This is a genomic window from Streptomyces scabichelini, from assembly GCF_011045015.1.
Classification (GTDB): Bacteria; Actinomycetota; Actinomycetes; order Streptomycetales; family Streptomycetaceae; genus Streptomyces; species Streptomyces scabichelini.
On sequence record NZ_JAAKZY010000033.1, the window covers coordinates 23,574 to 42,358 of the forward strand.

At 69.9% G+C, this 18,785-nt stretch carries 19 protein-coding genes; 9 read left to right on the plus strand and 10 right to left on the minus strand.

Annotated features, from left to right (window positions below; translation table 11 throughout):
- Nucleotides 1-178 precede the first annotated feature (178 nt).
- Nucleotides 179-946 carry a hypothetical protein gene (locus G5C60_RS13255; protein ID WP_338145805.1) on the plus strand — a complete coding sequence of 256 codons (768 nt, stop codon included), beginning with the start codon at nucleotides 179-181 and terminating at the stop codon, nucleotides 944-946.
- A 148-nt stretch (nucleotides 947-1,094) separates the two neighbouring features.
- Here G5C60_RS13255 and G5C60_RS13260 read toward each other — a convergent pair whose 3' ends face one another.
- Together G5C60_RS13260 and G5C60_RS13265 are read right to left on the minus strand one after the other, a co-directional pair.
- A complete protein-coding gene (locus G5C60_RS13260; RefSeq protein ID WP_165258460.1) occupies nucleotides 1,095-1,607 on the minus strand; it encodes a hypothetical protein in 513 nt (170 codons plus the stop codon).
- A gap of 23 nt (nucleotides 1,608-1,630) precedes the next feature.
- The gene (locus G5C60_RS13265) at nucleotides 1,631-2,740 is read right to left on the minus strand and encodes a magnesium and cobalt transport protein CorA (RefSeq protein WP_165258462.1); all 1,110 of its coding nucleotides are present in this window, start codon (nucleotides 2,738-2,740) and stop codon (nucleotides 1,631-1,633) included.
- Between the two features lie 514 nt (nucleotides 2,741-3,254).
- Here G5C60_RS13265 and G5C60_RS13270 point away from each other — a divergent pair.
- The gene (locus tag G5C60_RS13270; protein WP_165258464.1) at nucleotides 3,255-3,851 is read left to right on the plus strand and encodes a suppressor of fused domain protein; all 597 of its coding nucleotides are present in this window, start codon (nucleotides 3,255-3,257) and stop codon (nucleotides 3,849-3,851) included.
- A gap of 127 nt (nucleotides 3,852-3,978) precedes the next feature.
- On the opposite strand, the gene G5C60_RS13275 is transcribed toward G5C60_RS13270, so the two are convergent.
- The gene (locus tag G5C60_RS13275) at nucleotides 3,979-5,238 is read right to left on the minus strand and encodes an MFS transporter (protein ID WP_165258466.1); all 1,260 of its coding nucleotides are present in this window, start codon (nucleotides 5,236-5,238) and stop codon (nucleotides 3,979-3,981) included.
- Nucleotides 5,239-5,384: 146 nt separating this feature from the next.
- Between G5C60_RS13275 and G5C60_RS13280 the strand changes: the two genes are divergently transcribed.
- The 3 genes from G5C60_RS13280 (at nucleotide 5,385) to G5C60_RS13290 (ending at nucleotide 7,688) form a co-directional block, all read left to right on the plus strand.
- Nucleotides 5,385-6,026: a DUF6758 family protein gene (locus G5C60_RS13280; protein ID WP_165258468.1), complete on the plus strand. Its 642-nt coding sequence runs from the start codon at nucleotides 5,385-5,387 to the stop codon at nucleotides 6,024-6,026.
- Nucleotides 6,027-6,152: 126 nt separating this feature from the next.
- On the plus strand, nucleotides 6,153-7,019 hold the full coding sequence (locus G5C60_RS13285) for a PHP domain-containing protein (RefSeq protein WP_165258470.1): 867 nt from the start codon (nucleotides 6,153-6,155) through the stop codon (nucleotides 7,017-7,019).
- A gap of 63 nt (nucleotides 7,020-7,082) precedes the next feature.
- Nucleotides 7,083-7,688: a MarC family protein gene (locus G5C60_RS13290; RefSeq protein WP_165258472.1), complete on the plus strand. Its 606-nt coding sequence runs from the start codon at nucleotides 7,083-7,085 to the stop codon at nucleotides 7,686-7,688.
- 116 nt (nucleotides 7,689-7,804) lie between these two features.
- Here the strand turns inward: G5C60_RS13290 and G5C60_RS13295 are convergent, their stop codons facing one another.
- Entirely contained in the window at nucleotides 7,805-7,957 is a 153-nt protein-coding gene (locus G5C60_RS13295) for a hypothetical protein (protein ID WP_165258474.1), read from the minus strand.
- A 210-nt stretch (nucleotides 7,958-8,167) separates the two neighbouring features.
- Between G5C60_RS13295 and G5C60_RS13300 the strand changes: the two genes are divergently transcribed.
- On the plus strand, nucleotides 8,168-9,082 hold the full coding sequence (locus G5C60_RS13300; protein WP_165258476.1) for an NYN domain-containing protein: 915 nt from the start codon (nucleotides 8,168-8,170) through the stop codon (nucleotides 9,080-9,082).
- A gap of 50 nt (nucleotides 9,083-9,132) precedes the next feature.
- Here the strand turns inward: G5C60_RS13300 and G5C60_RS13305 are convergent, their stop codons facing one another.
- Together G5C60_RS13305 and G5C60_RS13310 are read right to left on the minus strand one after the other, a co-directional pair.
- Complete coding sequence (locus tag G5C60_RS13305; protein ID WP_277611288.1) at nucleotides 9,133-9,996, minus strand: alpha/beta fold hydrolase; 864 nt, start codon at nucleotides 9,994-9,996, stop codon at nucleotides 9,133-9,135.
- Between the two features lie 55 nt (nucleotides 9,997-10,051).
- The gene (locus G5C60_RS13310; RefSeq protein ID WP_206439456.1) at nucleotides 10,052-12,295 is read right to left on the minus strand and encodes a DEAD/DEAH box helicase; all 2,244 of its coding nucleotides are present in this window, start codon (nucleotides 12,293-12,295) and stop codon (nucleotides 10,052-10,054) included.
- A 471-nt stretch (nucleotides 12,296-12,766) separates the two neighbouring features.
- On the opposite strand from G5C60_RS13310, the gene G5C60_RS13315 reads away from it, so the two are divergent.
- Complete coding sequence (locus G5C60_RS13315) at nucleotides 12,767-13,525, plus strand: ferritin-like fold-containing protein (protein WP_420907367.1); 759 nt, start codon at nucleotides 12,767-12,769, stop codon at nucleotides 13,523-13,525.
- Between the two features lie 161 nt (nucleotides 13,526-13,686).
- On the opposite strand, the gene G5C60_RS13320 is transcribed toward G5C60_RS13315, so the two are convergent.
- The 4 genes from G5C60_RS13320 to G5C60_RS13335 all read right to left on the minus strand — a co-directional run bounded on the left by G5C60_RS13320 (nucleotide 13,687) and on the right by G5C60_RS13335 (nucleotide 15,652).
- The gene (locus tag G5C60_RS13320) at nucleotides 13,687-13,956 is read right to left on the minus strand and encodes a hypothetical protein (protein ID WP_165258484.1); all 270 of its coding nucleotides are present in this window, start codon (nucleotides 13,954-13,956) and stop codon (nucleotides 13,687-13,689) included.
- A 246-nt stretch (nucleotides 13,957-14,202) separates the two neighbouring features.
- Nucleotides 14,203-14,430: a DUF3107 family protein gene (locus tag G5C60_RS51930; RefSeq protein ID WP_165258486.1), complete on the minus strand. Its 228-nt coding sequence runs from the start codon at nucleotides 14,428-14,430 to the stop codon at nucleotides 14,203-14,205.
- Between the two features lie 156 nt (nucleotides 14,431-14,586).
- Nucleotides 14,587-15,228: a TetR family transcriptional regulator gene (locus G5C60_RS13330; RefSeq protein WP_165258488.1), complete on the minus strand. Its 642-nt coding sequence runs from the start codon at nucleotides 15,226-15,228 to the stop codon at nucleotides 14,587-14,589.
- A 208-nt stretch (nucleotides 15,229-15,436) separates the two neighbouring features.
- Nucleotides 15,437-15,652, minus strand: a complete 216-nt coding sequence (locus G5C60_RS13335) for a hypothetical protein (protein WP_165258490.1) — start codon at nucleotides 15,650-15,652, stop codon at nucleotides 15,437-15,439.
- 304 nt (nucleotides 15,653-15,956) lie between these two features.
- On the opposite strand from G5C60_RS13335, the gene G5C60_RS13340 reads away from it, so the two are divergent.
- Both G5C60_RS13340 and G5C60_RS13345 read left to right on the plus strand, forming a co-directional pair.
- Nucleotides 15,957-16,949, plus strand: a complete 993-nt coding sequence (locus G5C60_RS13340) for an alpha/beta hydrolase (protein ID WP_165258491.1) — start codon at nucleotides 15,957-15,959, stop codon at nucleotides 16,947-16,949.
- 8 nt (nucleotides 16,950-16,957) lie between these two features.
- Nucleotides 16,958-18,766 (plus strand): DUF3152 domain-containing protein, encoded by a 1,809-nt coding sequence (locus tag G5C60_RS13345; protein ID WP_165258492.1) that lies wholly within the window; start codon nucleotides 16,958-16,960, stop codon nucleotides 18,764-18,766.
- Nucleotides 18,767-18,785 lie beyond the last annotated feature (19 nt).

The following is an 18,785-nucleotide window of genomic DNA, read 5'->3' on the forward strand; positions in this document are numbered from 1 at the left end:
TCCTCCCTACTTAACGATCCCTTATCGATATATCCGCTTTTGCGGGCTTCAGGCTAGCCCGTCCCGACTGGGCACGCCCCGGCGGGGGTCCCGGCCGGACTGCCTCCGGAGTGCCGAGACGGCACGGGTACGCTGCCGTACGCCGTTGAGGACTCCCGCACGAGAGGCGCCCCCACCTGTGTCTGCAATTCCCCAGGGCCGTACCCACAGGGCCGCACTCATGAGCGCGATGTGCGCACTGGTCGTGACGGGGACAGGACTGACCGGGTGCGGCGGCGAGGACCCGAACGCGGGCACGAACGGGGTCGGCAAGCTCCCCGCCGACGAGATCCAGGCCAGGACCAACAAGGCGGCCCGGGGCGCGGACGCGGTCCATCTCTCCGGCTCGGTCGTCAGCAACGGGCGTACGTACAAGCTCGACATGCGCCTCAAGGCCGACGGCGGCACCGGTTCGGTCACCGCGCAGGGCACGACCTTCCGGCTGCTGCGGGTCGGCGAACACCTGTTCCTGAAGGCCGACGCGGACTTCTGGGACCACGAGGACGGGCAGGGCGACAAGGGCGACGGCGGCCACGCGGACACGGAGGCCGCCGACAAGCTCGACGGCATGTACGTGAAGGTCCCGCAGGGCGACCCCGCCTACAAGCGCTTCAGCGGCTTCACCGACAAGGACGTACTCCTCGACGGCCTCCTCACCCTCCACGGCACCCTGGCCACGGACGGCCACCACGAGCGGTTCGGCATCCGCACGATCCGCATCACCGGCGACAAGGGTTCCGGCGGCACCCTGGACGTCTCCCTGGAGGGCAAGCCCTATCCCCTGGTACTGGCCCGAGCGGGCGGAGCGGGAACGCTCCGCCTGACCGAGTGGGGCAAGGACTTCACCCTGGAGGAACCGGCGAAGAACGAGATGGTGGACTACGGACAGCAGCTACCGACGTCGTAAGGACGCACGAGCGCCCCGCAAGGGGCAGCGCCCGGAAGGGGCGCCGGGCTGTATCAATGTGCGACTCCGAGCGCCCCTTTAGGGGCGCGGGGAACTGCGCGACCAGCCACAACGAACCCGCAGCTTCGAACCGGCCCCCAGCGGAGCGCTACCGCTTCTTGCGGAACAGCAGCCGATGAAGCCCTGCCGGAATCGGCTGCCGAGTCGTCGCGGACGTCGCCAACGGCGGCGCCGCGAGCGAGCCGTCAGGCAACGGCGCCGTACCCCCCGTCGGCTCCAGGCGGAGCACCCGGCACTCCCGCGCCCAGCGACCGGTCATGGCCTCGCCATCGGGCGCGTTCAGCCGCTTGCCCTTCAGCTCGGCGACCCCGGCGTCCCACTCGGGGGAACCGGGCGCCAGTTCCACGACCTTCGCCGACCAGGAGACGAGCCGCCCGCCCTTGTCCTTGCTGCGTACGGTGACCACCGCGTCGCCGCCGTCGGCCAGTCCAGGCAACGGCTGCTCACCGGGCCCGTCGCCGACCAGGCACACCGCCCCGTCGTGCCACACGTGCCACAGGGCGCGGTCCGGCACCGCTGCGCCGCCGCCCCGCACCCAGATGAGCGCGGACTTCTTGGTGGCCTCCTCGACGAGGGCCTGGTCGAGCAGTTCTTCCGTCATGGGAGCAAGGGTATCCAGCCCGCTCACAGCCAGCCGTTGCGCTTCAGCGTGCGGTGGATCGCGAAGCAGATGGTCACGGTCAGCCCCATCACCAGCGGGTACCCGAACCTCCAGTGCAGCTCCGGCATGTAGTCGAAGTTCATGCCGTACACCCCGCACACCATCGTCGGTACGGCGATGATCGCCGCCCAGGACGTGATCTTGCGCATGTCCTCGTTCTGCGCGACGGAGGCCTGCGCGAGATTGGCCTGGAGGATCGAGTTGAGGAGCTCGTCGAAGCCGAGAACCTGCTCCTGGACGCGGGCGAGGTGGTCGGCGACATCGCGGAAGTACTTCTGGATGTCGGGGTCCACGAGCCGCATCGGCTTCTCGCTCAGGTCCTGCATCGGCCGCAGCAGCGGCGACACCGCCCGCTTGAACTCCAGTACCTCACGCTTGAGCTGGTAGATCCGCGCCGAGTCGACACCGCGCGAGGTCCCGCCCTTGCGCCCCGGCGAGAACACCGCCGTCTCAACCTCGTCGATGTCGTCCTGCACGGCGTCCGCGACCGCGATGTACCCGTCGACGACATGGTCGGCGATGGAGTGGAGCACGGCCGACGGCCCTTTGGCGAGCAGTTCGGGGTCGTCCTGCAGCCGGTGCCGCAACGCCCGCAGCGAGCCCTGTCCGCCGTGCCGCACGGTGATGAAGAAGTCCCGGCCGGTGAAGCACATCACCTCGCCGGTCTCCACGATCTCGCTGGTGTCGGTGAGTTCGTCGTGCTCCACGTAGTGGATGGTTTTGAAGACGGTGAACAGCGTGTCGTCGTAGCGCTCCAGCTTGGGCCGCTGGTGGGCGTGGACCGCGTCCTCGACGGCGAGCGGGTGCAGCCCGAACTCACCGGCGATGACGGAGAATTCGTCCTCCGTCGGCTCGTGCAGCCCGATCCAGGCGAAACCGCCGTCACGGCGCACCTGGAGCATCGCCTCATGGGGCGTGAGGGCGGCGGGGAACGGGACGCGGGCGCCGTCGCGGTAGATGGCGCAGTCCACGACGGCCGAATTCGTTCCGGCCGCGCGGGTGGTGTCGTACGTGCCGCCGTCCTTGCGCAGCGAGGGGCGGACCGCGGCGCGCAGGTCTCGGATCATCGACATGGCAGGCTCCTTCGCGAACGAGAGCCGCCCGGCAACGGTTGAAGCTACCCGGAATGGGGACGTCCTGACTGCGGATGTTTGGCACGTCCACAAAGCGGGGAGCACCGCACCGTCGCGGTGGCAGCTTCGCTACTGATACAGATCAGAAAACTCAGACAGATCAGGCAAAACGAAGTGCTCTTCCGTCGTGCACCGACACGCATGACGCGAGTGCGGGAGGCGGCAGCCAGTAGAGCTCGGGTTTTGAGGAACTCAGCAGCCGGAAGAGCGGGTGGTACTGCACGGTCGACTTCGATCCATGGAGCCCCACCTCCTCCGGCCGGTCCCCCGTAGGGGAGGTCCATCCCCCTCAGGGGAGTGTCTTGCGTCGGGACTCGAGAGCGACGCTTCTGCGTGCTGCCCCGACCAGCGGCCAAGACTATCAGCCGACCGGCGTGTCAAGTCGTCGCTTTGCCTTTTGTCGGCCCGGGGATCGGTGGTAACCCCCCGAAAAGACGCAGCTTATGCTCGCCGTATGGCTGATGTTCTTCCTTTGGTGGAGGCCCGGTTGCGTACCGCGCTGGGCGAACCGGACGCGCGCGCCGCGGTCACCTTTCTCGGCACGGACCGCATCGAGGTGCTCCGCTTCAGCGGCGGAGCCGCCGGGGAAGAGGTCATCCGCTACGCCACGCTCGGCATGTCCGCCCAGCCGATGGCCGACCCGACGGCGGCCCTCGCCGATCCGCTCAAGGGTCCGCGCGCCGAGCTGGTCCTCTCCGTACGCGCGGGCGTCGCCGACACCGACAAGGTGCTCCGCCCGCTCGCCGTACTGGCCGCCTCTCCGCAGGTCGAGGGCCTGGTCGTGGCTCCCGGCGCCTCGCTCGACGTCGGTGAACCCCTGTGGCCCGGCGCTCCCTTCACCTCCGTGCTCGTCGCCGAGCCGGGTGGCCTGGTCGAGGACCTGGACCTGGACGCCCCCCTCGATCCCGTACGTTTTCTGCCACTGCTCCCGATGACGCCGAACGAGGCGGCGTGGAAGCGGGTGCACGGCGCGCAGGCCCTCCAGGAGCGCTGGCTCACCGGCGGAACGGACCTGCGCGACCCCTCGCGCAAGTCCGTGTCCCTGGACTGACCCTCAACCGTTCGCCGGAACCGGCCAGTTGGGAATGTCACACTCGCTCAGCCGGCAACTCGCTCAGTCGGGAATCCACTCGGCCGGGAATCCACTCAGTTGGCAACTCGCCCAGCCGGCAACTCGCTCAGTTGGCGAAGACGCTGACGCCGTCCTCGGTCGCGTGCCGCGGCTCCAGCTCCTCGGCTTCGTGAGTCAACGCGTTCCGGCGTACGAGGACGACGAGCGCACCGAGCACGGCCGTGACCGCCGCGACCACGAACGGCATGTGCATGTCGCTCCACTCCTCGATCTTCGGCGCGAAGTACGGGGCCGCCGCGGCCGCGAACCAGCGCACGAAGTTGTAGCCGGCGCTCGCCACCGGGCGCGGTGCGTCCGAGACGCCGAGGGCGAGTTCGGTGTAGACGGTGTTGTTCACGCCGATGAGGGCGCCGGACAGGATCGTGCAGACGACGGCGGTGGTGTGGCTGCCGTAGCCGAGGACGAGGACGTCGGCCGCGAGCAGCACCAGCGAGCCGCCGAGCACCTTCAGTGAGCCGAACCGCTCCTGCAGGCGCGGCGCCACGACCACCGAGAACACCGCGAGCAGCACACCCCAGGCGAAGAAGACCGCCCCGGACCGGTACGGGCTCATGTCCAGCACGAACGGTGTGAAGGCCAGCACGGTGAAGAACGTGTAGTTGTAGAAGAACGCCGAGGCGGCGGCCGAGGCGAGCCCGCCGTGACCGAGCGCCTTGACCGGGTCGAGCAGCGACGTCTGCCGCGCGGGCTTCGGCTGTTCCCTGAGGAACGCCGTGATGCACAGGAACCCGACGGCCATCAGGAACGCGGTGCCGAAGAACGGATAGCGCCAGTTCGCGTCCCCGAGCAGCGCGCCCAGCAGCGGCCCGCAGGCCATGCCCAGGCCGAGGGCGGACTCGTACAGCAGGATCGCCGCGGCGCTCCCACCGGCCGCCGAGCCGACGATGACGGCGAGGGCCGTCGACACGAACAGCGCGTTGCCGAGGCCCCAGCCCGCCCGGAAGCCGACGAGTTCGCCGACCGATCCGGACGTGCCGGAGAGCGCGGCGAAGACCACGACGAGGGCGAGGCCGAGGAGCAGGGTCCTGCGGCCGCCGATCCGGCTGGAGACGAAGCCGGTGATCAGCATGGCGATGGCGGTGATCAGGAAGTACGAGGTGAAGAGCAGGGAGACCTGACTCGCCGTGGCGTCCAGGCCCTTGGCGATGGACGGCAGGATCGGATCGACGAGCCCGATCCCCATGAAGGCGACGACGGACGCCCCGGCGGTCGCCCAGACCGCCTTCGGCTGACGCAGGATGCCCGTGGCTCCCGTGGCTCCCGCATCGAACGGGTCCCCGTCGGCGGGACCTCCTGTGGTGCTCATGGCTGCTCCTTCATCGTTGACGGATACACATAATAAGTTAGCGAATCTAATTAGTGCAAGCTACATCTAATTTTTCCCGGTCATGGGCACGCCGGACGGGTGATCGTCCTTGACGCGGCGACAGCCCTGGAGGACCGTTGGGGCCTATGAGGGGCGAACCCAGTTGCCCGAAGTGTGGTGGCCGGGTCAGGGCTCCCGGACTCTTTGCCGACTCCTGGCAGTGTGATGTGCACGGTCCCGTGCACCCGCTGCAGCCCGTGATCCCGCCCAGCGTCGAGGCCCTCAGCGTCGTGGTGCACCGTGCGCGCGTACCGGTGTGGATGCCCTGGCCGCTGCCGGTCGGCTGGCTGTTCACGGGCGCGGCCTTCGCGGGCGACGACCGCAGTGGCGGCCGTGCCACGGCCGTGGCGTGCTCGGGACCGGGCCCGCTCGGCGGCGTGGGAGAGCTGGTGCTCATCGCCGAGGAACTCGGCGTCGGCCTCGGCGCGCGGTACGCGGGCGTCGACGGCCCCGACCCGGGCCCGTACATGAACGTCGAGAAGCCGGCCCAGGCGAAGGTCCTCGCGGCGGGCCGTCCGACCCCGCTCTGGCTCGTCTCCGGCTCCCCCGACGACCGCGCCGTCTTCGCCGGCGAGGCCCGTGGGCTGTGGCTGTGGGCGGTCGTCTGGCCCGAGCAGTCGGGGCTGCTGATGTATGACGAGCTGGTACTGACCGACCTGCGGGACGCGGGCGCGGAGGTGGACCTGCTGCCGTGCGGGGCTCTGTCACCGCGCATTCTTGAGCCGTGAGAAGATCGGCTCTGCTTCGCTTGTGTGAAAACCGGCGAGGCACCGTAACCATTGATTGAGTAACCACCGCGGCGAGCAACCACGTCCGCGAGAGCGGCGCCGGTTTAGGCGCAAGGAGGGGTGCACGTGCGCATCGATCTGCACACCCACTCCACCGCTTCCGACGGTACGGACACCCCGGCCGAGTTGGTGCGCAATGCCGCCGCGGCCGGTCTGGACGTCGTCGCGCTGACCGACCACGACACCACCCGTGGATACGCCGAGGCCATCGCCGCGGTCCCGGACGGTCTCACCCTCGTCACCGGTGCCGAACTCTCCTGCCGCCTCGACGGCGTGGGCCTGCACATGCTGGCGTACCTCTTCGATCCTGACGAGCCCGACCTGCTGCGCGAGCGCGAGCTCGTACGCGACGACCGGGTGCCGCGGGCCCACGGGATGATCCGTAAGCTCCAGGAGCTGGGCGTGCCGGTGACCTGGGAGCAGGTGGCGCGGATCGCGGGCGACGGGTCCGTGGGGCGGCCGCACATCGCGACCGCGCTGGTCGAGCTGGGCGTCGTGCCCAGCGTCTCCGACGCCTTCACGCCCGAATGGCTCGCCGACGGCGGCCGCGCGTACGTCGAGAAGCACGAGTCGGATCCCTTCGAGGCGATCCGGCTGGTCAAGGCCGCGGGCGGCGTCACCGTCTTCGCGCATCCCGCCGCGGCCAAGCGGGGACAGGTCGTGCCGGAGTCCGCGATCGCCGAGCTCGCGGCGGCCGGGCTCGACGGGATCGAGGTCGACCACATGGACCACGAGCCGGCCACCCGGGGCCGGCTCCGGGGCCTTGCGGCCGAGTTGGGGCTGCTGGCGACCGGGTCCAGCGACTATCACGGCAGCCGCAAGACGTGTGTGCTCGGGGAGTTCACCACGGACCCCGAGATCTACGGGGAGATCACGCGGCGGGCCACGGGGGCGTTTCCGGTGCCGGGCGCGGGCGGGGCAGCGGGAGTCTGACCCTCTCCCGTCCCGGGGGCTCTGCCCCTCTCTGTCGCACCCCTTCCCACACCAAGGCTCACCGTGTTCGACCTCGCCGTCTTCGGCTCGCTCTTCCTGACCCTCTTCGTCATCATGGATCCCCCTGGGATCACCCCGATCTTCCTCGCGCTGACGGCCGGACGGCCCGCGAAGGTGCAGAAGCGGATGGCGTTCCAGGCCGTCTGCGTGGCCGGCGGCGTGATCACGGTGTTCGGGCTGCTCGGGCATCAGATCCTGAACTACCTGCATGTGTCCGTGCCCGCCCTGATGATCGCGGGCGGTCTGCTGCTTCTGCTGATCGCCCTCGATCTGCTCACCGGCAAGACCGACGAGCCCAAGCAGACGAAGGACGTCAACGCCGCCCTCGTACCCCTGGGCATACCGCTCCTCGCGGGACCGGGCGCGATCGTGTCCGTCATCCTCGCGGTGCAGAAGGCCGACGGCGTCGCGGCGCAGGTGTCCGTGTGGACGGCGATCGTCGCCATCCATGTCGTGCTGTGGCTGGTGATGCGGTACTCGCTGCTGATCATCCGCGTCATCAAGGACGGCGGCGTGGTCCTGGTGACCCGGCTCGCGGGCATGATGCTCTCCGCGATCGCCGTGCAGCAGATCATCAACGGAGTCACGCAGGTGATCAAGGGGAGCTGAAAAGCACCTGCAAGGGGAGCTGAAAAGCGCCTGGTCAAGGCCTGGCCCGAGCACGCAGAACCCCGTACGGCATCGTTACCGTACGGGGTTCTGAAGTGCTGTCGGGCGTCCGCGTGTTATGAGGCCGGAGCTTCGGCCGGGCGGATCAGGATGCGCTGGCCGATGGCGGCGGCCTGCTGCACGATCCGGTTGACGGAGGCGGCGTCCACGACGGTGCTGTCCACGGCGGTGCCGTCGACGTCGTCGAGGCGCATGATTTCGAAGCGCATATGGCTTCTCCCTTCGTCTGGTCATCCTCCTGGAGGAGAACTACTGGTGGGTGGTTCGCGGGGCTTCTGTGCCCTGCGTTCCCCATTGAGTCAACGGGATGCTCGTTACAAACATTCCCTACGCTAAATAAATTTTTCGAAAGCCTAATTACTAGCTGGTAGTGGACCGCTTGTGTTCACACAGTGACGTCCTGCGACAATGAGGCGCATATGAATGACGACTCCGCGGGCATCGACGCACTGGCCGCCCTCAGTGCGCGTGTCGACCGCACGAACGAGCTGCTCCAGCGCATGCTCGCCGAGGTGGCGAAGACGCCGTCCACCCATGCGATCTTCGTCGACGCCGGATATCTGTACGCGGCCGCGGGGCGGCTCGTGGCCGGCACGGAGGACCGCCGGGCCTTCGATCTGGACGCCGAGGGCCTCATCGAGGCGCTCATCGACAGGGCGCGCACGATCTTCGCGGACAGCAGGCTGCTGCGCGTCTACTGGTACGACGGGGCACGCCGCCGCATCCACACGGCGGAGCAGCAGTCCATCGCCGAGCTCCCCGACGTCAAGGTCCGGCTGGGCAACCTCAACGCCAGCAACCAGCAGAAGGGCGTCGACTCCCTGATCCGCAGCGACCTGGAGTCACTGGCCAGACATCGCGCCATCAGCGACGCGGCGCTCATCGGGGGCGACGAGGACCTGGTCTCCGCGGTCGAGGCGGCGCAGGGGTACGGGGCGCGGGTCCACCTCTGGGGCATCGAGGCGCCGGAGGGGCGCAACCAGGCGGAGCCCCTGCTCTGGGAGGTCGACAGCCAGCGGACCTTCGACCTCGAGTTCTTCAAGCCGTACCTCTCACGGCGGACCGCCGCCTCGTACGACGCCTCGGCCGCGGCGCGGCCCACGCGGGAGGACGTGCGGTTCGTGGGGGCACAGATCGCCGCGAAGTGGCTGGGGGCGCGGGGCCGGGAGGCACTGGCGGACCTGCTGCCCGGGCATCCGTATCTGCCCGGTCCTGTCGACCAGGATCTGCTGGTGGAGGCGGAGGGGCTGCTGCAGTACTCGCTGCGGGGTCAGGCGGATCTGCGGCGGGCGCTGCGGGACGGGTTCTGGGGGCACTTGCAGGCGCAGTACTGAGTCTTTTACTTGGATCTTTGACTTGTGCTTTGGTCTTTTACTTGGGTCTTTTACTTGGTTTCGGTCTGGCTCCAGAAGGCGGCCAGGGCTTCGGCCGTTTCCAGCGGGCGGTCCGAGTTGGGGGAGTGCTCGGCTCCCCGTACGACCGTGCGGTGGGCCTTGAGGCGTACGGCCATGTCGTCCAGGAGGGGCACCGGCCAGGTGTCGTCGGCTTCGCCCGACATGACGTGAAAGGGGAGCGGTACGGCGGCCAGGGCGGCGACGCGGTCGGGTTCCGCGCACAACTGGCGGCCCGCGGCGTTGAGTTGAGCGGGGCTGTTGCCGAGCCAGCGCTGCCGTAGCTCTTCGAGGTCGTCGAGTCCGGCGTCCAGATCCTTCTGGCCGGCCGCGTCCTCCGGGGGCTCCAGCGCCTGGATCGCGTCCCACACCTGCGCCATGTTCATCACGGAGAGCGCGTCCCGCAGCAGCTTGACGCGCTGCTGCTGTGAGGGGGAGATCTCGGCCGGCCCCGATGACATGAGGGTGAGCGAGCGGAACGGGGTGGGGTCCAGCAGTACGGCGGCCCTGGCGACGAGTCCGCCGAACGAGTGGCCGACGAGGTGGACGCGTTCCCGCGGAGTCCCGGTGAGCGTGGTGGTGTCGGTGAGCGCATCGACCTGGGCGAGTACGTCCCGCGCCAGCTCGTCCTGTGCGTACGGGGTTTCGTCGTCTCTCGGTCCCGGCGTCTCGTACTGGCCCCGGCCGTCCACGGCGACGGTCCGGTATCCGGCCGCCGCCAGCGGTTCGTGCATCGCGATGAAGTCCTCCTTGCTGCCGGTGAACCCTGGCAGCAGGAGCGCGGTTCCCTTTGCTTCGACGCCGGGTGCCACGGGGGCGTACCGGGTGCTGCCCTGGCGGCACGGTGGGAACGGCAACGGCAACGGCCCGGCCCCAAGTGCTGGGGCCGGGCCGTCGGGAGAAGCTCAGCTATCAGCTCTCCGTTGCCTCGGTGGCTGCCGCCGTCTTCCGCGTGCGGCGGCGGGGCTTGGCCTCCGGCGCTTCCGCGTCGGAGGGCGCGACCGCTGCCTTGCGGGTGCGGCGGGGTTTGGCCGGGGCCTCGTCCGTGACCGTGACCGGCTCGGTCGCCTGGACCGGGATGGCCTCCGCCGTCTTGCGGGTGCGACGACGCGGCTTCGCCTCGGCTGTTTCCACGGCGGCCTCGGTGGCGTCGGCGGCCTTGGCGGCAGCCGCGGTCTTCCGTGTGCGACGCGGCTTGGTCTCCGTCGCCGCCTCGACCGCCGTGCCTTCCGCCGTGTCCACGGCCGTTTCGGCCGCCTTGCGGGTACGGCGACGCGGCGTGGCCGCGGGCTCCTCCGTCGCCTGGGCCGGGATGTCGGCCTCGGCGACTGCGGCAACCTTGCGCGTACGACGACGGGGCTTCGCCTCGGTCGCCTCAGCGGTGTCCACCACAGCCTCGGCCGTCGCCTTGCGGGTCCGGCGCGGCTTGGTCTCCGTCGCAGCCACCTCGACCGCTGTGCTGTCCGCCGTGTCCACGGCCGCCTCGGCGGCCTTACGGGTACGGCGGCGCGGCTTGGTCTCGGCGGGTGCGGCCACCTCGGTCGCCTCGACCGACGCCTCTGTCGCGTCCTCGACGACTGTGGCCGCTGACTGCGCGGTCTCCGTCGTCTTGCGCGTACGGCGGCGGCGTGGCTTCGGCTCGGCCGACTCCAGCGGTTCCGTGGCCTCGGCGGCCTCGGTGACTTCCGGCGTGGTTCCCTCGGCCGTGGCGACGGCCGCCTCGGCCGCCTCCCCGGCACGCGTCCGGCGGCGGCGCCGCGGTGTGCGCTGCTCGGTGGCCGGGGCCTCCGCTATGGCCGGGGCCTCCGCGGTGGCCGTCGGGTCCGTGGCGTCGACCGGCGCACCGTTGCGCATACGGCGGCGACGACGCGGCGTACGCGCCGGGCGCTCGCGTTCGCGGTCATGCTCGCGCTCCGGGGCCGGGGCCGAGGAGCGGCCGCCGCGGCCGCGCGGGCCACGCCCGCCGGTCTCGCCGAGGTCCTCGACCTCTTCGGCCGCGAGCCCGGCGCGGGTGCGCTCGGAGCGCGGCAGGACGCCCTTCGTGCCCGCCGGGATGTTCAGCTCCTCGAAGAGGTGCGGGGACGTGGAGTACGTCTCCGGCGGGTCGCTGAGGCCGAGGTTCAGGGCCTTGTTGATCAGCTGCCAGCGCGGGATGTCGTCCCAGTCGACGAGAGTGATCGCGATGCCCTTGGCACCCGCGCGGCCCGTACGGCCGATGCGGTGCAGGTACGTCTTCTCGTCCTCGGGGGACTGGTAGTTGATGACGTGCGTCACGCCCTCGACGTCGATGCCGCGCGCGGCCACGTCGGTGCAGACGAGCACATCCACCTTGCCGTTGCGGAACGCCCGCAGCGCCTGCTCACGTGCGCCCTGGCCGAGGTCGCCATGGACCGCGCCGGAGGCGAAGCCGCGCTGCTGCAGCTGGTCGGCGAGGTCCGCCGCCGTCCGCTTGGTGCGGCAGAAGACCATCACGAGACCGCGGCCGTCGGCCTGCAGTATCCGCGAGACCATCTCCGGCTTGTCCATGTTGTGCGCGCGGTAGGCGAACTGTGCGGTGTTACGGACCGTCTGGCCCTCGTCGTCCGGCGCCGTGGCGCGGATGTGCGTGGGCTGCGACATGTAGCGGCGCGCGAGACCGATGACGGCACCCGGCATGGTCGCCGAGAACAGCATCGTCTGACGGCGGGCCGGCAGCATGTTGATGATCTTCTCGACGTCGGGCAGGAAGCCCAGGTCGAGCATCTCGTCGGCCTCGTCGAGGACCAGCGCGCGGACGTGCTTCAGGTTGAGCTTCTTCTGGCCCGCGAGGTCCAGCAGACGGCCCGGGGTGCCGACGACGACGTCGACGCCCTTCTTGAGGGCCTCGACCTGCGGCTCGTACGCCCGGCCGCCGTAGATGGCGAGAACGCGTACGTTACGGACCTTGCCGGCGGTGAGCAGGTCGTTCGTCACCTGGGTGCACAGCTCGCGCGTGGGGACCACGACGAGTGCCTGCGGGGCGTCGGTGAGCTGCTCGGGCTGGGCGCGGCCCGCCTCGACGTCGGCGGGAACGGTGACGCGCTCGAGGAGCGGAAGGCCGAAGCCCAGCGTCTTGCCGGTGCCGGTCTTGGCCTGGCCGATGACGTCGGTGCCCGTGAGGGCGACGGGGAGCGTCATCTCTTGGATGGGGAAGGGATTGATGATGCCGACGGCTTCGAGGGCCTCGGCTGTCTCGGAAAGGATTCCGAGCTCTCGGAAAGTTGTAGTCAGGGTGCTGCCTCTTCTGTGTGCGCGGCACGAGGCGAGCGCGGGGGTCGTTGAACCGTGCCGGGGACGTAGGCCGCTTGAAGGGCGGGCCTTGGGTGGCACGGGACCACTGCCGAACGCTCGAGCGCTCTTGCCGCTGAGGGTTCCCTCCGGACGCCGTACGCACTGTGTCGTACGGACGAGGAGAGCTGTCGGGTCGGAGCCGATCGGGCCACCGACCGGGCATCCTCATTCGTATGGCCCGTTGAGATACGTAGATCAGCTCAGCGGGCGCATTACCACCATACCCCGGAATCGCGCACATGCGATGGTCGATTTGGTCACGTAGTGGTCGTCACACTGATTGACCAGGGCCTTCCGTGTTGCTGTGAGCGGGCTATTGTGCGCTTCATGACGACGCCCGACAACACCGCCGACACTGCCGCCGACACCTCCGCCGGACACACCGGAGTCGCCGCCCAGGACTGGACGAAGGCCTCCGTCGACCCTCAGTACAGCGCCGCGGTCGTCGACCTGCTCGGAGCGCTGGCGTACGGGGAGCTGGCGGCGTTCGAACGGCTCGCGGAGGACGCCAAGCTGGCGCCGACGCTCGCCGACAAGGCGGAGCTGGCGAAGATGGCGTCGGCGGAGTTCCACCACTTCGAGCAGTTGCGGGACCGGCTCGCCGCGATCGGGGCGGAGCCGACGGAGGCGATGGAGCCGTTCGTCGCGGCGCTCGACGGCTTCCACCGGCAGACGGCGCCGTCGGACTGGCTGGAGGGCCTTGTCAAGGCGTACGTCGGCGACTCGATCGCCAGCGACTTCTACCGCGAGGTCGCCGCGCGGCTCGACTCCGATACGCGGGGGCTTGTGCTTGGCGTCCTCGACGACACGGGGCACGCGAGCTTCGCCGTCGAGAAGGTGCGCGCCGCGATCGAGGCGGACCCGCGCGTGGGCGGACGCCTCGCACTGTGGGCGCGACGGCTGATGGGCGAGGCCCTGTCCCAGTCCCAGCGCGTGGTCGCCGACCGTGACGCCCTGTCCACGATGCTCGTCGGCGGCGTCGCGGACGGCTTCGACCTCGCGGAGGTCGGCCGGATGTTCTCGCGCATCACCGAAGCTCACACGAAGCGGATGGCTGCGCTTGGGCTGGCCGCCTGAGCTTTTGGGTGGGGCGGTTCGTTGTCTGCGGGTGCGTGGGGGCTGGGCGCGCCCACGCGGCGGAGCCGCACAATGTCTCAGCCCCGCGCCCCTTAAGCGGCGCCCCTCAAGGGGCGCGCCTCAGTGGGCGTCGGGTGGATCGGAGTCGTCAGGACCCCTGTTCACACCGTCGCCGAGTGGCGGCGGAGTCTTCCCGCGGGGCGCAGGAGCAGGGACAGCGAGGCCGCGGAGAGGGCAACCGCGCCGAGCATGACCGGCAGGAAGTGGCCGGAGCCCAGCGCGCTGTGCATGAGGAAGGCACCGAAGAGACCTCCGGCGACACCTGTCGGCAGGACCAGGCGGCGGGCCGGAAGACGGTGCGGCAGGCGGTACACCGCCAACCAGGCCAGTGCCAGACCGAGCATCACGGAGCCGAACGCTTCCAAGAACATGGTGGGGTCCCTCCCGCACGGCTGTGTGCACTCCAGTCGTAGCCCGTCCTACCCGTGACCTGCGGAACGCAATCCTCCCCTGTGGGGGATCTGTGCTCCATCTGTGGAGATCGCGGGACGTGAAACAGACCGCATGACAACAGACGGCATGACAGGGGCCCGGTGGCTTCAAGCCACCGGGCCCCTGGCGCGACGTAAACCCGCGAACGGACGCGAAACCCGCGAACGGATGACTACGACGTACGCCTACAGCGCGCCGAAGCCGACCTTGCGCGGAGCCTGCTCGCCGATCTCCACGTACGCCAGACGGTCGGCCGGAACCAGGACCTTGCGGCCGTGGTCGTCCACGAGGCTCAGCAGCTGCGACTTGCCGGCCAGCGCTTCGGACACCGCCCGCTCGACCTCCTCGGCGGTCTGACCGCTCTCCAGAACGATCTCGCGAGGCGCGTGCTGCACGCCGATCTTGACCTCCACGGCTATGTCCCTCCGACGGTCACTGATGTGCGCGTTCGTCCGCGCCGTACGCAGCACACATTAGCCCGGTGAGGGGACGTACACGCTCCGTCCAAGAACGCCAGGAGCGAACAGCGGACGGGAACAAAGGCGCCGTCAGGGGTGCTCGCGACGCCGTCAGTGGTGCTCGCTGCCGTGCAGCGGGAAACCGGCGATGCCGCGCCAGGCCAGTGAGGCCAGCAGCTGCACCGCCTGTTCGCGCGGCACACTGCGGTCGCTGTGCAGCCAGGAGCGCGCCACCACCTGAGCCAGCCCGCCCAGCCCCGAGGCGAGCAGCATCGACTCGTCCTTGGACAGGCCGGTGTCCTCCGCGATGACCTCGGAGATCGCCTCCGCGCACTCGAATGTGACCTTGTCCACGCGCTCACGCACCGCGGGCTCGTTCGTCAGGTCCGACTCGAAGACCAGCCGGAAGGCGCCGCCGTCGTCCTCGACGTACGCGAAGTACGCGTCCATCGTGGCCCGTACGCGCTGCTTGTTGTCGGTGGTCGAGGCGAGGGCGCCCCGTACCGCCTGGAGCAGGGACTCGCAGTGCTGGTCCAGCAGGGCCAGGTAGAGATCGAGCTTGCCCGGGAAGTGCTGGTAGAGAACCGGCTTGCTGACTCCCGCGCGCTCGGCGATGTCGTCCATAGCGGCCGCGTGATATCCCTGCGCGACGAACACTTCCTGGGCCGCGCCAAGGAGCTGGTTGCGTCGGGCACGGCGCGGCAGGCGTGTGCCCCGCGGGCGTGCCGCCTCTGTCTGCTCGATGGCTGTCACGCCGCCTCCCAAAATTGTCCACATGCGGTGTGCGCCGCGCGGCCATCGTACTTTTCAGTAACCCTGGTGTGCGCGGTGCGAGCGGAGAATTTCACGGACCGGACGCCGGTGAAAGCCGCACAAAGTGCCCCGAACAGGGGCATGGCGGGCAGGCCGGGCTGCCGATTCGCGCCCCCGAGCGGTCACCGGTCATCGTGCCGTATCCGGGTCATCGATAGTCGTCCTCGTCGAGTTCGACGATTCTGGCCTGCTCCGCGCGGTCGGCCTCGTTCGCGTTGTCCGGGTCCGAGCCCGTCAGGGGTTCGTCCCGGCGAGGTGCGAGATCCGCGTGCTGTTCGGCGGCGTCGGCCTCGGGGGCCTCCACGTCGAACTCGGGGGATTCGGGTTCCTCGAGAATCTCGGGGTCGGTGGGGTCGACGGTCATGTGTCCTCTTCCCGAGCGGTCCGAGTGCTGTCTTGCGCACGTACTTGCACACGTACGAGTGCCCTCGTGTACGAAGCGTATGAGAGAGCAGATCGAGCCGCTACGCGATGCCAGGTCGAGCGGCCACGCGATGCCAGGTCGAGCCGCTGCGCAATGTCATGGGCATCCGGGAGCGATCCGGACGGGACGTGTGACGGCGGTTCGTCGCGCTTGTCACGGAATCCGGGCTTGTCACGGGAATCCGGCCGGTACTTGTGATGGCGAACACACGATCCCACACGTGATCGTCTCGTAACATTGCGGCATGTCTTCGACCGAACTGCCGTCCGTGCTGGCCACCTCTGTCGCGCCGAAAGTCGGTTCCGTCAGGGTGGCGGCGGGTGAGCGGCTGCGATCGGTCGGGCTGCCCGGGATCACGCTGACGGTCAGGTCGAGACCGCCGGCCCGCGAGGGGCTGGCGCCCGCGCTGTACGTGCACGGGTTGGGCGGTTCCTCGCAGAACTGGTCGGCGCTGATGCCGCTCCTGGACGGCCTCCTGGACAGTGAGGCCCTCGATCTGCCGGGCTTCGGCGACTCGCCGCCACCGGACGACGGCAACTACTCGGTGACCGGGCACGCGCGCGCGGTCATCCGTTATCTCGACTCGGCCGGCCGCGGACCGGTGCATCTCATCGGGAACTCGATGGGCGGTGCGGTCACGACGCGCGTCGCGGCCGTACGGCCCGATCTCGTCCGGACGCTCACGCTGGTGTCGCCCGCGCTGCCGGAGATCTTCGTGCAGCGCTCGGCGGTGCCGACGGCGCTGCTGGCCCTGCCCGGAGTCGCGAGCGCCTTCACGCGGTTCACCAAGGACTGGTCCGCCGAGCAGCGCGTACGGGGCGTCATGGCGCTCTGTTACGGGGATCCCGCGATGGTGACGCCCGAGGGGTTCCGCAACGCCGTCGAGGAGATGGAGCGGCGGCTCGCCCTCCCGTACTTCTGGGACGCCATGGCGCGGTCGGCGCGCGGCATCGTGAACGCGTACACGCTGGGCGGCCAGCACGGGCTGTGGCGTCAGGCCGAGCGGGTGCTCTCCCCGACGCTGCTCATCTACGGCGGCCGCGACCAGCTCGTGTCGTTCCGCAAGGCACAGCGGGCGGCGCGCGCCTTCCGCGACTCCCGGCTGCTGACGCTCCCGGATGCGGGGCATGTCGCGATGATGGAGTACCCCGAGACCGTGGCCACCGCCATCCGCGAACTCCTCGCGGAAACGGGCGAGTCGGCCGACACCAGTACCACGAAGAGCGCGGGGAGCTGAGGCGGCGCGTGGGACGTCACAGCCGACGCGGGTCGGCCCCCAAGGGCGACACCGCCGACACCGCCGGCATACCCGTGGTTCCGGGAGATCGTCCGGAACCGAGCGCGGGACAACGCCGGGTTCCCTCGCGCCCCCAACCGCAGCCGCAACCACCCCCGATGGGGCGCGGCCCCGGCACTCCGGCGCGCGGGGTACCGCGGCTGCCCGAGGGGTGGACGCCGCGTCCGGCTCCGGGCGGGGGGACGCCTCCGCAGGGGGTTCCCGGATTCGCTGACGGCACGCCGGCTCAGGGCATGCCTCGGCTGCCGCATGGGACACCGGCGGGTGGGGTTCCGCGGTTTCCCGATGGGACGCCGGCTCAGGTCATGCCTCGGCTGCCGGATGGGACACCGGCGGGTGGGGTTCCGCGGTTTCCTGATGGCACTCCGGCTCGTGGTGTTCCTCGGCTGCCGGATGGCACGCCCGCGCGTGGGGTTCCCCGGTTTTCTGACGGAACCCCAGCTCAGGGCATTTCTCGGCTTCCTGACGGTACGCCCGCTCATGGCGTCCCGCGGTTCCCCGACGGCACCCCCGCCCACGGTGTCCCCCGGGTCCGTGGCGGGCATCCCGAGCAGCGTGAACACGGCGGTGGCTGGGGGGTGTTCACGGGTGCGCCGGGGTACGGCTCGCCTCAGGGGGCCGCGCCGGGGCACGGCGCGCCTCAGGGGCCGACGCCGGGATATGGCGCGCCTCAGGGGCCGGCGCCAGGCATGCCCGGCGTGCCGCAGGGTGGCGCTCCGGGGCGGCCGGGGCCCACGGTTCCCCGGCAGCGGCAGGCGCCGCCGTCCCCGTCGGGCCCTCGCCAGGCCTACGTCGACGCCTTCGACGAGGACGACGACCTCTTCGCGCCCCGCTCAGCCGCCCAGGCGCTGCGCGCGGACCCGTACGCCTCTGTCACCGACTGGGACCCCGACGCCGAGGACGTTCAGCACAAGACGGCCCCGGAGGCCGAACGGCCGGAGAAGGCCAAGGGCGGCAAGGGCTGGACCTTCACCGGGATCGCGGCCGCCGCTGTCACCACCGTGCTCGCCGTCGTCGTGGCCGGTCAGGTCACCGACGGGCGCGAGGACGCCTCCGTGCGCCCGCAGACGGCGGGTGGCGCGGACCGGGAGGCCAAGGACTCCGTGGGGCGCGGCGACAACCGGCCGGTGCCCCCGTCCGAGGCGGACGCGGCCCCGCTGACGTACGGCCAACTGATGGCGGAGAAGTACCCGCTGGACGCGAAGCTCAAGGGTGGCGGGGAATTCGAGGCGATCCGCGGATTCGACCAGGCGCCCGGTACAGGACAGAAATTCACCTACCGCGTCGACGTCGAAAAAGGCCTCGGTCTCGACGGCGGGCTCTTCGCGCAGGCCGTGCACAAAACCCTGAACGACGAACGGAGTTGGGCCCACGGCGGCGGCCGTACCTTCGAGCGGATCTCCACCGGGAAGCCCGACTTCGTCATCACGCTGGCGAGCCCCGGCACCACCGCGTTCTGGTGCGCCAAGTCGGGCCTCGACACCACCGAGGACAACGTCTCCTGCGACTCCGCGGCCACCGACCGCGTGATGATCAACGCGTATCGCTGGGCGCAGGGTTCCCGGACGTACGGCGACAAGATGTACGCGTACCGGCAGATGCTGATCAACCACGAGATCGGTCACCGGCTCGGCTTCCCCCATGTGACCTGCGACAAGGACGGCGAACTCGCGCCCGTCATGCAACAGCAGACCAAGTTCCTCGAACACGACGGAATCCGCTGCCGGGCCAACCCCTGGCCGTTTCCCGGGAATTGACGAATTGACGGGCATTGAG